7 protein-coding genes are annotated in these 14,877 nt (G+C 39.8%); 5 read left to right on the top strand and 2 right to left on the bottom strand.

The genetic code is table 11. The annotated features are described in order from the left end of the window. Positions 1–194: 194 nt before the first annotated feature. Complete coding sequence (locus tag BWI44_RS21245; RefSeq protein WP_007663930.1) at positions 195–602, bottom strand: LacI family DNA-binding transcriptional regulator; 408 nt, start codon at positions 600–602, stop codon at positions 195–197. A 205-nt stretch (positions 603–807) separates the two neighbouring features. On the opposite strand from BWI44_RS21245, the gene BWI44_RS21240 reads away from it, so the two are divergent. After that, positions 808–4,692 (top strand): hybrid sensor histidine kinase/response regulator, encoded by a 3,885-nt coding sequence (locus BWI44_RS21240; protein WP_229036159.1) that lies wholly within the window; start codon positions 808–810, stop codon positions 4,690–4,692. A gap of 185 nt (positions 4,693–4,877) precedes the next feature. On the opposite strand, the gene BWI44_RS21235 is transcribed toward BWI44_RS21240, so the two are convergent. Beyond that, positions 4,878–6,296: a sialate O-acetylesterase gene (locus BWI44_RS21235; protein ID WP_044533917.1), complete on the bottom strand. Its 1,419-nt coding sequence runs from the start codon at positions 6,294–6,296 to the stop codon at positions 4,878–4,880. 262 nt (positions 6,297–6,558) lie between these two features. Here BWI44_RS21235 and BWI44_RS21230 point away from each other — a divergent pair, with 262 nt between their 5' ends. Genes BWI44_RS21230 through BWI44_RS21215 form a run of 4 tightly spaced genes read left to right on the top strand, consistent with a single transcriptional unit; the run spans position 6,559 to position 14,738 of the window. Then, entirely contained in the window at positions 6,559–8,559 is a 2,001-nt protein-coding gene (locus BWI44_RS21230; protein ID WP_021967387.1) for a retaining alpha-galactosidase, read from the top strand. Between the two features lie 13 nt (positions 8,560–8,572). After that, a complete protein-coding gene (locus BWI44_RS21225; RefSeq protein WP_195209121.1) occupies positions 8,573–10,357 on the top strand; it encodes a glycoside hydrolase family 2 protein in 1,785 nt (594 codons plus the stop codon). Between the two features lie 4 nt (positions 10,358–10,361). After that, positions 10,362–12,575: a glycoside hydrolase family 3 N-terminal domain-containing protein gene (locus BWI44_RS21220; RefSeq protein WP_286816348.1), complete on the top strand. Its 2,214-nt coding sequence runs from the start codon at positions 10,362–10,364 to the stop codon at positions 12,573–12,575. Positions 12,576–12,587: 12 nt separating this feature from the next. Further along, positions 12,588–14,738 (top strand): polysaccharide lyase family 8 super-sandwich domain-containing protein, encoded by a 2,151-nt coding sequence (locus tag BWI44_RS21215; RefSeq protein ID WP_229036160.1) that lies wholly within the window; start codon positions 12,588–12,590, stop codon positions 14,736–14,738. Positions 14,739–14,877 lie beyond the last annotated feature (139 nt).

Genomic DNA, 14,877 nt, shown 5'->3' with positions numbered 1-14,877 from the left:
AGGTACTTATTCTTTCCACCATGGTGGAAAGAAAGAAACTCCACGGTGGAAAGAATAAGCGTTCGGATGGAAAAGGCTAACCGTTGGAAGGGAAAAAGCATAGGAATGCCTAAGAAAGGAGTTAGCTATTGCATTTAGTTCATTTCTGACGGGTTATGAATCAATTTCAACTCTTGATTCGCATTAATATGAGATTATGCTGATGCACGTTTAGTATGTTGTTGTTTTAAGATGATAGCGATAGGATTTGGACGATAATGTAGCTTCTTAGCTAAAGCCTGTACAGCCTTTCTGGTGTTCAGGCTAATATCTTTTTTATTGGCTAATGCGCGTGATATGGTAGATGGTGCCAGATTGAGTTGGCGTGCCATTTCTTTGATGGTAATTTTAGGTTGTTTACTGACTTCCGTATTATTCTTATGGCATTGTTTAAGTTTCACTGCCATGATATTGGGCTTGTAGTTTAATTTGGTGGCCAATTCCATTACGATTTCTTTTGTCTGCGAATTTACATCCCACTGGTCTGCCAAAGCTCTGGATACAGTGGAAGTAGAAAGATTTAGTGCTTTAGCGATTGTTTTAAGTGTTACTTGAGATTTCATGGTATTTACTTTATTAGGGTTAATATTATTTTCTTTATTGTTGCTGCAAAGTTAGAATGCAATGAATTTTAGGACTTTACGACATGTCTCAGAAACTCCCGGATTTGTGTCATTAAGGAATAAAAGGTATATTTGCAGCATGTTTAGCCGATATATATTATTGATATTATTCTTTTTTTGTTGGTCGAGTGGAAGTGCCCAGCTTTTGACTGACAAATTGTTCTTCGAACATTTGACTACCGAAGACGGACTTTCTCATAATTATGTGCAATCCATATATCAGGATAAGGATGGTTTTATCTGGCTGGGAAGTGATAATGGTTTAAACCGTTATGACGGACAGCGTATCGAGATTTTCAGTACCAATACTCAACCCACTCTTGGAGGTAATAAAATACGCCGTATCATTCAGGACAGGGATAAGAATTTATGGATATTGCATGAAAACGGTTTGGACAGGATGAAATATTCTACTCAGCAAGTAAAAAGTTTCCTGTATGACAAGAACCAAAGTAGTCGTTGGGTTGGGATTGGAGTTGATAAGCGAGGGAGCTTTGTAGCCTATACGGAAAAGAAAATATTCAGATATGATATGGAGAAAGATACTCTTGTGGTTCTGCAAGACGCTCCGGAGGAATATCGATATTCTGCATTTGTGCAGGCTGGTGGGAAATATTACGTAGGCACTCGCCAACATGGCATTATTGTATATGATGAAAACTGGCAATTGCTTGAGCATATTTATCCCAGGTCTATAGAGAAAGGTCCCTTGACTGACGGATTGATAAATGTGTTGCGGGTGGATTCAGAAGGTTGTCTTTGGAGCGTGATTGTAGGTATATGTATCAACAAATATAATCCTCAGACCAAGGAAGTGAAAACTTATAAGCTTTCTTCTACATCTCTCCTTAATAAAGAGATCAGGGATATCATAGAGTTGAATAAGGACTATATGTTGATTGGTACTTTCAATGGCCTGTTTAGGCTGCATAAGGATAATATGGAGGAGGTGATAGTAGAAAAAGGGGAAATCGGAGAAGAAGGAGGTCTGAGTTATTATTCCATATATTCTTTGTTTAAGGATAGGCAAGGAATAGTGTGGGTCGGTACATATGCCGGTGGTGTGAACTACAGTCACAGCTATAATCAGCGTTTCAGATTCTTTGCTCCTTCCCATTTGGCAGGACGCTTCAGGATGGCAAAAGAAGATGCTGATAATAATATCTGGTTCGCGACAGAAGGTAACGGCTTGCTGCGTCATCGTCCGGAAACAGGTCAGGTAGAATCCTTCTGGCTGAATGAAAACAAGCACCACAATGATAATATCATTAAATCAATCTGTATATCGGGTGATACAATCATGTGCGGTAATCAACGGGGAGAAGTTTATAATTATTCTATAAAGAGGAATAAGTTTTCATTATTGCGAAAGTACGATAATACAAATATATTGTATATCTTCAAAGACTCCAGAGAGCATTGGTGGATATCTGTACAGGATCAGGGCGTTTTCTGTCTAGATATGGACTCCGTGCAATTTCCATGCTCGAATTATATTGATGAAATAGATCCCGGAATACTTGTGTTTGCCACCCAGAAGGAAGGATTGTATGTCTATGATCTGAATATAGGACAAAAGAAACAGATAAGCGCGGCAGATTTGGGAGTTCCTGCAGATAAATCGCTTAGTATAACTTCTTTTTGCCGGGATTCGGAGCATAACCTATGGATGACGACTGAGAGACAGGGGCTCTTATCTGTAGATAAACATTGGAAATTGCGAAAGCAACATTTGTCGCATACCAAGGTTCATTCGGATAAACTTTATTTTGTTGCAAAACAGAATGAAGAGAGGTTATGGGTAATTGGTGCACACAAGTTGTATTTGTTCAACTTCAAAGAAGACCAATTACATACTTTTGATAATAACAACGGTTTGCGTCTGACCGATATGGATGCTTCCAGTCTGATAGATTCAGCCAATTGTTTTTGGATATTGGGTAATACCGGATATGTAATGGTAGATAACCGGAATTTTATGTTGAATGATACGCCGGCTTCTGTGATTCTTACTACGTTGCGTATTAATAATAAATTGCAAAGACCTTGTGACGGTTCTGTGTTAGATAAATGCTTGGCTGAGACATCTGTGTTATGCTTAAAACACAATCAGACAAACATTGCGATAGCCTATGCGAGTGATAACCATATATATGGTAATAGCGACCGGTTCTTTTATAAGATGGATGGAGTAGATCCAGATTGGGTGGATGCGGGTAATCGTCGTGAAGTATTCTATAGTAATCTTGCTCCCGGTAACTACCTTTTAAGGATCAAAGCACTTAATAATGATGGAACGATAGGACCGGAAACTCATTTGAAAATTGAAGTGCTTCCCCCTTTATGGGCGCGTTGGTGGGCATTTGTTATTTATGCTGCTATTATTTTCTACATATTGCAACGCTATATTGCCTATAAGCAAAGAAAACAACGGTTAGAGCACGAACTGTACCTCAAACAAATGGAAAAGGATAAATCTGAGGAGTTCAACCGGGAATTGCAGACCTTTTTTACGCAAGTGGCGCATGAATTCAGGACTCCGTTAACTTTGATTCTGAATCCTTTGGACGAGATACAGAAGAAGATAATACATGTTTCCGGAGTAAAAGAAGACTTGCTGTTAATCCGTCGTAATGCCAAACGATTACTTACGTTGGTAAATGACCTGATGGATTTGAGGAAGATAGAGAATGGGAATGGGGAACTGGAACTATCTTCTTTTAATTTTAATGATTTTATTCAGGAGATTTACTACTCTTTTCAGGTTACTGCCCGGCAAAGAGATATAGCATTGCAGCTTTCTCTGCCAGAGACGCCTATATTAGCTACATTTGATAAGGACGCATTAGAGAAAGTGTTCTTTAATTTATTGTCCAATGCTCTGAAGTTTACTCCGGAGGGAGGAACTGTTATTTTGGCTGTTTCCTTGATTGAAGGAGAGAAGCCGAAAATACACATTGAAGTGAAAGACACTGGAGTTGGAATATCCAATGAGGATATAAACAAGATATTCAAACCTTTTGCACTGTCTCATCAGGATTTGCATGGACAGATGGGAGGTAGTGGAGTCGGTCTGACTATAGCAAGAGCTATTGTAGAAAAACATCAGGGAACTATATCGGTCAGACGCAGGGAACCGCATGGTACTTGTTTTTCTATTGATTTGCCGTGGAGATATGATAAATGTTATGAAATGGCGGTTCAAGGCACATTGGATGAGAGTGAAGATGCAGTAGACGATGCTTCTTCTTTTAAAGTTACTTCGATTTCTGAGACGATTTTGTTGGTAGATGATAATATTGAAATTCTGACTTATCTTCAGAAAGAATTGTCGAGAAACTTTAAAGTTGTTACAGCTCAGAATGGACGTGAAGCACTGGAGGTATTAGGCAAAAAAAATGTGTCATTAGTAGTGAGTGATGTCATGATGCCTGAAATGGATGGCATGGAATTATGTACGTATATTAAAGAGAACCCTTCTCTTTGCCATCTTCCTGTCATATTGCTGACTGCAAAATCCATGACGATATATGTTGAAGAAGGCTTCCAGGCCGGTGCAGATGACTATCTTGTGAAACCTTTCAAAGTCTCTACCCTGATAGTCCGTATTAATAATATTCTGAGCGGTCGGAAGAAATTGAAAGAGATTTATGGAAAACAACTCTCTTTAAAGAGTGTAGGCATTGAGTTGGAACCTGCAGATAAATCTTTTGCTGAACAATATGAAGCAGTAGTGAAAACACACCTTTCTAATCCTGAGTTGGATGTGGAAATGTTATGTAGGGAAATGGGAGTGAGCAGGGCTAAGTTATATCGTAAGGTAAAGGCTATTACTAATCTTTCTCCGGCAGAGTTGATTCGTAATATCCGTTTGGAGTGTGCTGCTGAAATGCTTCGTACTTCTCAACAGACAGCAACGGAAATTGCTTATCAAACAGGATTTGGCAGTTATAATCATTTTGGTGATTATTTTAAGAGTGTTTATGGTGTTTCTCCTAAAGTATATAAGGAGAAGTATAAGAACACTTAATTTATTCGTTTACAGAGTCGATTGCAAAGATTTGGAAATGTATATTCAGGGATAACAAGATCGTCTAAATAAACTGCACCTCACAATTTTAAACTGCCCCAAAAAGTCAGATACGAAACCTTAGGAGCAGTTCTGTTAAAAAGATAATATCATTTGATTCTTTAGCGATGTGAAATAGATAATGCTTACCAATTATCTGTACGGAACAGGCAAGCCGGTAAGCCGTCCTTATTATAAAGATTTCCGTCCGGATTATTTTCCCAGTTATAGCGTACGGCAACAGGATTAGGGACTTTCGGACTCCAAATAACAATTCGGTTATCTTTGAGTTCTCCCAGCGCCCAGTGGAATTTTTTGTCTTCTCCTGCGATGGCAAAACCTTGCAGACATCCATATCGGCTACGTATTTCTAAACCGGAACCTGTATTTTTGAATGTAATTATGACTTTGTCACCATTGATTTCCATGCGTTCAAACATGGGGCTTTCACTGACAATATCTGAATACCCGTACTCGTAATGTAACGCTTGTAATGCTGCTCTCATACCTACCTCTTGTTTGTTGCGGGGATGAAGGTCATAGGGGTCTCCCAAGTCACTGGTTACGATGAGATGGGTTCCAGGAACTGCCAGAACTTTACTTTGAGCATCTCGCATTTCCGCCCAAAGTGGTTTCTTGTTGATAGAATCGAAGTTGGGAAGCTGGATGATATAAAACGGTAATTCTGAATTCCAGCGGTTACGCCAATCTCCAATCATACATGTGAGCCAATCGGTATAAGGTTCTGCATTTCCTACATTATTTTCTCCCTGATACCAGAGAACTCCCTTAATGGAGAAGGATAGCAGCGGATGGATCATTGCATTGTATACCAATGATGGATAATCATTACGCTTTGCTTCCTTATTTTTTCGTGTAAGGTATTCTGTAGGGGGGAATAGTTTCTCATTTTTGTTATATCGATCGAGTCGTTTTTGTGGCAGTGTATTGGCAGCTTCCAGACTTGTCCAGGTTTCCACGATTGTACCGCCCCATGATGAATTTATGATACCAATAGGTATGTTTGTTTCCTCATAAACCTTTTTAGCAAAGAAATAAGCAACTCCGGAGAAACGGCCTACGTTTTCAGGTGAACATACGAGCCATGTTGCGCTGATTGTATCTTTAGGGGATAATTCCATACGGCGAGGTATGTTTAAAGTTCGGATTTGCGGATAATTGGCATTCTTTTTCTCCACTTCCGCATTAGTGACGTTATTTACTACCCATTGCATGTTAGATTGTCCGCTACATAACCATACATCTCCGATAAGAATATCCTTGATACTTATTTGGTTTTCTTTTCCGATGATTTGCAGTTGGTAGGGGCCGCCAGCTTCCAGAGCTTTCAGATTCACTTCCCAGTATCCCTTGCCATCGGCTTTTGCTGTTTGTTTTTGCTCTGCGAATAAGATTTGTATTTTTTCCTTTGGATCAGCCTGCCCCCATATACGAATAGGTTGGTTCCTTTGTAGTACCATTCCATCAGAATAGATGGCTGGTAATGTTACTTTAGCTTGTACGCTTAAAGAAACAAATAGAAAAATAAATAATAAATGTTTCATAGTGAATTGTTTTTGTGCGAAAATAAGTGAATACTATAACATATACAATAGGTATACAGATGAAATTATTGGAAACGATTTCGTATTTCATATTTTAGATAAATATCTTATATATAGCTTTTTAATGTAATATTGAATTTGCAAACGTTCCCGATGATTTCATACATAAACACAAACCTGATTTCAGTAAATGTCTATATTTGTGACGTATTATTTAATTTAATATTAATCAAAATATCACTTAAAACCAATAAATAGATTTATGAGAAGATTTTGTCTGACACTTACATTTCTGAGTGCATTCCTGAGTTTTAGTATAGCTCAGAAACAATATCAGTTAAAGTCACCGAATGGTAAGCTTGAATTAAGTATCGAAGCCGGTGATAAAATTTGTTATTCCTTAAAACATGAAAATACTGCGATTATTGTCTCTTCGCCTATTTCTATGTCATTAAGCAATAATAAAATATTAGGCGTGAAGTCTAAAGTCAAGAATGTACGTAGGCGTGTGGTTGATGAGAATATCACTACTGCCATCTACAAACGGAGTGAGATAAGAAATCGTTGTAATGAGCTGTCTCTTACTTTCAGGGACGGATTCCAATTAGAATTCAGAGCCTATGATGAAGGAGTTGCATATCGCTTCATCGTTACGGAGAATAAACCTTTTAATGTAATAGCTGAAGAAGCTACATTTAATTTTGACGATGATTATATGACGTATATTCCTTATGTGAGAGGAGGAAAGAATAAAAAGGTGGAAGCCCAGTTCTTCAATTCTTTTGAGAATGTCTATACACATGTCAATCTAAGTGAAATGGGTACTAATCAATTGGCTTTTACTCCGGTTGTTGTGGAATTGAAAGATGGAAAGAAGCTTTGTATTGCAGAATCAGACGTGGAGAGTTATCCCGGCATGTTTGTTCGCAATGCGAATCAGTCTAATTCTTTGAAAGGTGTTTTTGCTCCGTATCCGAAAGAAACGATACAAGGTGGACATAATAAATTGCAAAAGCTGGTTACTGCAAGAGAAGATTATATTGCGAAGTGCTCCGGCAGACGAAGTTTTCCCTGGCGCATTGCTATTGTATCTTCTGATGATAAAGAACTCCTTGATAATGATATGGTTTATAAACTGGCTGCTCCCTCCCGATTGGAAGATACTTCATGGATTAAACCTGGAAAGGTGGCTTGGGAATGGTGGAACAGTTGCGGGTTGTCCGGTGTAGATTTCAAGGCTGGTGTGAACAATGTTACCTATAAAGCATATATTGATTTTGCTTCTAAGCATGGTATTGAGTACGTGATTTTGGATGAGGGCTGGGCCGTAAATCTAAAAGCTGATTTATTTCAGGTTGTGCCGGAAATAGATTTGAAAGAGTTGGTTGCTTATGCTGATTCTAAACATGTAGGGCTGATCTTGTGGGCCGGTTACTATGCTTTTGAACGTGATTTGGAAAGAATCTGCAAGCATTATTCAGAATTGGGCATTAAGGGCTTCAAGGTAGACTTCATGGACCGTGACGACCAGGCAATGGTTGATTTTCACTATCGTGGGGCTGAGATAGCTGCAAAATACCATTTAATGTTAGATTATCATGGCACTTATAAACCGACAGGAATGAATCGTACTTATCCGAATGTGATTAATTTTGAAGGCGTACATGGCTTGGAGCAGTTGAAGTTCTCTGGCAGTGAGAAGGTGGATCAGGTTACCTATGATGTGACTATGCCTTTTATTCGTATGATAGCGGGACCTGTAGATTATACCCAGGGTGCAATGAAAAATGGCAATAAACGTAATTTTCGCGCTGTTAATGAAGAACCTATGAGTATGGGAACTCGTTGCCGCCAGCTGGCTGAATATGTAATATTTGAGGCTCCGCTATCCATGTTGTGTGATAGTCCTGTTCTCTATGAACGTGAATCTGAGTGTACCTCTTATATTTCAGATATTCCGACAGTATGGGATGAAACAAAAGCCTTGAATGGAAAAATAGGAGAATATATCTCAATGGCTCGTCGTAAAGGAGATGTTTGGTATGTGGGAGCGCTGACTAATTGGAAAAAGCGTACAATGAAATTTGATTTGTCATTTCTGGGTGAAGGGGAATGGACAATTGAACTTTATAAAGATGGTATAAATGCAGATAAGATAGCTTCTGATTATCGGAAGTCTGTTATCTTTGTTCCCCAAAATCGTAAGCTAACGGTGAATTTGGCAGAAGGGGGCGGATGTGCAATGAAAATTTATAAAAAGTAATAGAGAAATACTTATGAAGGAGAAATTTTTAGGTTGGATTTTATTTCTGATAACGATCTGTAATGGCCAGTACGTTGGTGCTCAGGAGTTACTGACGAATGTATATGGTAGACAATACACTTTTTTGAATGGGAAGTGGAATGCTATTATTGATCCTTATCAGCAAGGTCGGCGAACCTCTATCTATAAGAACAGACCTTTAAGAAATAAGGCTGATTTTAAAGAGTATGAGTTCGAAGGAGGGCTACGTTTGAATGTGCCTTCCGACTGGAATTCGCAGCTTCCAGAACTTAAATATTATGAAGGTACGGTGTGGTATGCCCGTAAATTTGAGGTGAGTAAAAATCAGGATGAGAACCTGTTTCTCTACTTTGGAGCTGTGAGTTACCGTTGCCGGGTCTATCTGAATGGAAAAGAGATAGGTAGTCATGAAGGTGGATTTACGCCGTTTCAGTTCAATATCACTGATTTGGTAAAAGCAGGAGAAAACTTTCTGGCTGTGGAAGTGAATAATACTCGGACGGTAGATGCAATTCCTGCGCTGTCATTTGACTGGTGGAATTATGGCGGCATAACGCGTGATGTGATGTTAGTACGTACTCCTAAAGTATATATCAGCAATTACTTTATACAACTGGATAAATACAAGCCAGATTATATTCATGCAACCTTACAACTGTCAGAGCAGAAAGCGGGCCAGAAAGTGAGAATTGAAATTCCTGAACTGAAAATCGCATCTGAAGTGCAGACTGACGGACAAGGAATGGCGAAAATATCTTTCCGTGCTAAGAAACTGGAACGTTGGTCGCCCCAAAAACCTAAACTTTACCAAGTCACTGTTTCCACTGCAACGGACCATGTGAAAGAGAATATAGGTTTTCGTAATCTTAGTGTGAAAGGGACGAAGATTTATTTGAATGACACTCCGGTCTTTATGAAAGGAATCAGTTTTCATGAAGAGATAGCGCAACGCCAGGGAAGAGCATTTTCAGAGCAGGATGCTGTAGCATTACTTTCTGAAGCAAAGGAGTTGGGTGCTAATTTAGTGCGTCTAGCGCATTATCCACAAAATGAATATATCGTTCGTCTAGCTGAAAAGATGGGTATTATGTTGTGGGAAGAAATTCCTATTTGGCAAGGAATTGATTTTAAAAATGCCGAGACGCGTATGAAGGCGCAAAAAATGTATACGGAAATGGTTATGCGTGACAGGAACAGGTGTGCCTTGACCTTCTGGGGAGTTGCCAATGAAACAGCTCCTTCCGAAGCCCGCAATGCTTTTCTGAAGAGTCTTGTCGAACACTGTCACGAGATGGATACTACTCGTCTGATAACAGCAGCTTTCGATCTGCCGAAGCTGAATCCTGAAACGAAGGCTTTTGAAATGAATGATTCTTTTATCGAAGAGTTGGATGTGGTGTCGATTAATAAATATATGGGGTGGTACCATGCCTGGCCGTCAGATCCTTCGGAAGTACGTTGGAATGTGGCTCTCGGTAAACCGTTGATTTTCTCTGAATTTGGTGGTGAAGCCCTTTACGGGCAATCGGGAGATTCTACTTTAACAAGTTCATGGAGCGAAGAATATCAGGAAAAGCTGTTCAGAGATAATTTGGAGATGTTCAGCCGTGTGGAAAATCTGGCTGGTATTTCTCCTTGGATACTATTTGATTTCCGTTCTCCGTATCGTTTTCATCCTACGAATCAGGAAGGTTGGAACCGGAAAGGGCTTATTTCTGATCAGGGGTTCAGGAAAAAGGCCTGGTATGTGATGAAAGAATTCTATAATAATAAGTGATAATATGAAAAAGAATAGTCTTTTGTGTGCAATAATTCTAGGGATTATGGCAACTTCCTTGTCTGCTCAGACAAGGAAGAAGGATTATACCCATCAAGTAGATTCTGTACTGAATCTTATGACTTTGGAAGAAAAAGTCGGGCAAATGATTCAGTATTCCAATAATAAGCTTCTGACCGGACCTTCTCTTGACAGTCGTAATCATACGGAAGAAATCAAACGTGGTGAGGTAGGTTCTATTTTTAATATATTGACTGTAGAGCGTGCAAGGCAATATCAGGATTTGGCTATGCAGTCCCGTTTGAGGATTCCGTTGATTTTTGGTTTGGATGTTGTACATGGGATGAGGACTATTTTCCCGATACCGATGGCTGAAGCTGCCAGTTTTAATCTGGAATTGATAAAAAAAACAGCCAGTGTGGCGGCGGCGGAGACTTCTGCCCATGGGATTCACTGGACGTTTGCTCCCATGGTTGATATCTCCAGGGATGCCCGTTGGGGGCGTTCGATGGAAGGAGCCGGTGAAGACCCTTGGTATGGTAGTCAGGTGGCAAAGGCTCGTGTAGAAGGTTTTCAGGGTACCAATTATAATGATAGAAACACTGTGCTTGCTTGTGCGAAGCATTTTGCTGCTTATGGAGCGGCGGTAGCAGGTAAAGATTATGCCGAAGCTGATATCTCGGAACATACACTTCAACAAGTATATTTACCACCATTCCGGGCTGCAGTAGAAGCCGGAGTGGGCACTTTTATGAATGCTTTTAATGAGATAAACGGTATTCCTGCAACGGCCCATAAGCCTCTTTTAAGGGATGTTTTGAAGGGAGAATGGGGATTCACAGGCTTTGTAGTCAGTGACTGGGGTTCTGTTAGTGAGATTGCCAAACACCGGATGGCAAAAGACAATAAAGATGCAGGACGTCTGGCTGCTATTGCAGGTTGTGACATGGATATGCATTCTATGACTTATGCCAGGCATCTGGTAGATTTAGTGAAAGAGGGCGCTGTAGACATTACTTTGATTGATGATGCTGTAAAACGTATCTTAACGGTAAAATTTGAATTGGGCTTGTTTGATGACCCTTATCGTTATAATTATTGTGAGAAGGAAATCGGAGACAAGAAAGTGAATGCGGTTCACAGGAAAGTAGCCCGTGAAGCTGGAGCCGGTTCAATCGTCCTGCTGAAAAATCAGAATGTTCTGCCTATTGCGTCAACCGTACGTAATATAGCTTTAATCGGTCCCTTGAATAAGGCTAATAAGGATATGCTGGGGAATTGGTCTGCCATTGGCAAGGCAGAAGAGGTGATTTCTGTTTTTGATGGTTTGAAAGCTGCTTTTTCCAAGGCTAAGGTTACCTATATAGAAGGTTATGATTTGGAAACGAATGAATTGAAACCATTACCGGATCTTTCTGGTTATGATGTGCTTATTGTATCGGTAGGAGAGCGTGCCATGGATTCCGGAGAAGCGAAATCGAAAGTTGATATTAGTGTCAATGCCAATCAGCAGTTGATGGTGAAACAAATAAAGGAAAAGGCCGGGAAACCTGTTGTAACTTTGGTTATGGGTGGTCGTCCGTTGATTTTCTCCGATATGGAACCTTATACCGATGCCATTCTTGTGACTTGGTGGTTAGGTACGGAAGCTGGTAATTCTATAGCAGATGTGCTTACTGGTAGCTATAATCCGTCTGGTAAATTGCCAATGACATTTCCCCGTCATGTAGGTCAGTGTCCGATATATTACAATCATAAAAGTACAGGTCGTGCTTGGACACCAAACAATCCGTGGGTAAGCGGTTATATGGATGAGAGTGTGAAACCTGCCTATGCATTCGGATATGGTTTGAGCTATACAACTTTTGAAATTGCTGCTCCTGTGATATCAAAAAAAGAATATAGGTCAGGAGAGTCAGTGGTCGTGACTACTTTTGTTAAGAATACGGGAAAGTATACGGGCAAAGAAACCGTCCAGCTTTATTTGCAGGACGTTGCCAGTTCCGTGACCCGTCCGGTTCTTGAATTGTGTGGAATCCGGCAAATAGAATTGTTACCCGGAGAAACCCGGAAGATTGAATTTACTCTGTCAGAACAGGAATTGGGGTTCTTTAATGCAGATAGACAGTTCGTAACAGAGCCGGGTAGCTTTAAACTTTTTGTCGGGAACAGTTCGGATAATTTGAAAGTTACAGAATTTGAACTTATAGAGAAATAAATGGCATCACATATGATACGCTATGTTTTTGTACTTTTACTTTTCATTTTCATTTTTACTTTGGGATTGAAAGCCGATGATTTATCCATCATCAGGCAGAAGTATATAGAAAGTATATTGTATAAAAACAAATCAGAACAGCAGCTAATACGGCTGATGTGTCAGACTTCGCATGAAAAGATCGTCGGTGATCAGATGGTTGTAGAATTGATGGAACGTTGCCCGATAGAAGTCGGGTACGTTCGTCAATTATTATCAGACTTGAGTGAGGAGGGTAGTTGGAGTGACCTTGATTTTACTAATAGCAAGGCTGCCAGCTGGCTTCCGCGGATCCATGCAGCCCGTGTGCTTGAGCTGACTAAAGTTTATAGTAATCCGGAGCATGATTTTTATAAATCGGCTGAGGTTGCAGAGGCTATCCATAAAGCCATAGGCTATTGGTTTCGAATGAAGCCGATAGCTGCCAATTGGTGGTATAATGAAATTGGTATACCTAAAGTACTGGGAGCTGTGTTTATCTTATTTGAAGATCAATTGTCGACGGAAGAAAAGAAACACGCTATAGAAGTGATGAGTCAGGCAAAGATAGGGATGACAGCTCAAAATAAGGTTTGGTTAGCCGGCAATGTGTTGGTGAAAGGTTTGTTGCTGAATGACCTTCAACTAGTGTGGAAAGCAAGGAATGCTATAAACGATGAGATCAAGATGGCTTATGGTAAATCAGAAGGAATTAAGGTTGATTATAGTTTTCATCAACATGGACCTCAACAGCAGGTCGGGAATTATGGTGCAGCTTATTTGGCTACTATGAGTTTCTGGGCATATATTCTTGATGACACTTCGTTGGCATTGGATGAGGAGCGTTTTCAGATTATAACTAACTATACTAATGAAGGTGTACGGAGAATTCTGTGGAAAAACAAGATGGATGTAAATAATCTCGGAAGACAGCTTTACAAGCAGGCACAGCGAAACAAAGCTTTTTCGAGTTTGTTCTCTGCCAATATGTTGGCGCAGGTGAATAGTAAAGACAGTAATACCTATCAGCTCTTGATTGATGAAAACCTTGGTAATACTCCAACTTCGTTGTTAGGGCAGTATCATTTCTGGAAATCAGATATGACAATCCATCGTTGTCCCACTTGGATGGCATCTGTGAGGATGGCATCGGACAGGGTGATTGGTACAGAGTCGGGCACTGATAATGTAAAGGGGTATTATCTGGCAGACGGTGCTCTCTATACTTATGTGGATGGTGATGAGTATACGGATGTATTTCCTTGTTGGGATTGGCGTAAAGTGCCTGGTGTAACTTGCTATCAAGAAGATAAGGCTGTCCATGTGATGGGATGGCTTGAAAAGCAAAATAAAGGTTCGTTCGTAGGAAATGTGAATGATGGCGTTATTGGTCTTACCTCGATGGATTTAGTAAGGGATGGGCTTTATGCTAGAAAAACATGGATTTTTACACCGGATTATATCTTGTGTTTAGGAGCGGGCATTTGTTCGGATAGCAGTTATCAGGTGAATACTTCTGTAGAGCAGGCTGTGCTGAGAGATGATTTACTACATCTGCATAAAGGGAAGTGGGAGGTTGTGAAGGATTTGAATTTTTCTTGTGAGAATCCCCAGCGCTTCTTTCATCGTCAGACCGGATATATTTTACTGGAAGGTAAAGGGCGTATGTTTTCTGAACAGCGTACGAATTTCTGGAATGATATCATGAAGATATATCCTAAAAGTGAATTGCAGACAAAAGATGTATTTACTATCTATATAGATCATGGGATTCTTCCACAAAATGATTCATATCAGTACATAATATTGCCGGCTACCACTCCTAAGCAAGTACAACGCTTTGATTTATCTTCATTCAAAATAATCAGTAATACTAGTCAATGTCAGGCTGTCCAACTGGATCAAGATACATATTTACTTGCATTGTATGAAGCCGGAAGTATTTCCTTGTCCGGTAAACTAAAGTTTGAAAGTGATAAAAAAGGGCTTTTCATTCTGCATACTTATAAGAAGGGGTGGAAAGTATATGCTTCGGACCCAACTCAGACAGAAGCATTTATGGAGGTGACATTTAATGGGGACAAGAGAAAAATCAAATTGCCCGAAGGCGAATATAAGGGAACTGTTGCCATATCCTCCAAATAACCTGTTGAATGAGTCATGGTAGTGAAGAAAATCTTGGTGAGATAGAAATCACACGAAAATGAGGCTGATGAGAATGTTAAATGGAAAAAGGTTGCAGTGTTTTATCACTGCAACCTTTTTCTCTTTATTTCTTTGTTAT

Source organism: Bacteroides sp. Phil13 (assembly GCF_001940965.1).
In the GTDB taxonomy this organism is placed as follows: Bacteria; Bacteroidota; Bacteroidia; order Bacteroidales; family Bacteroidaceae; genus Bacteroides; species Bacteroides intestinalis.
Note: the sequence above shows the minus strand (reverse complement) of the source record. Positions and strands in the feature narration are given on the sequence as shown.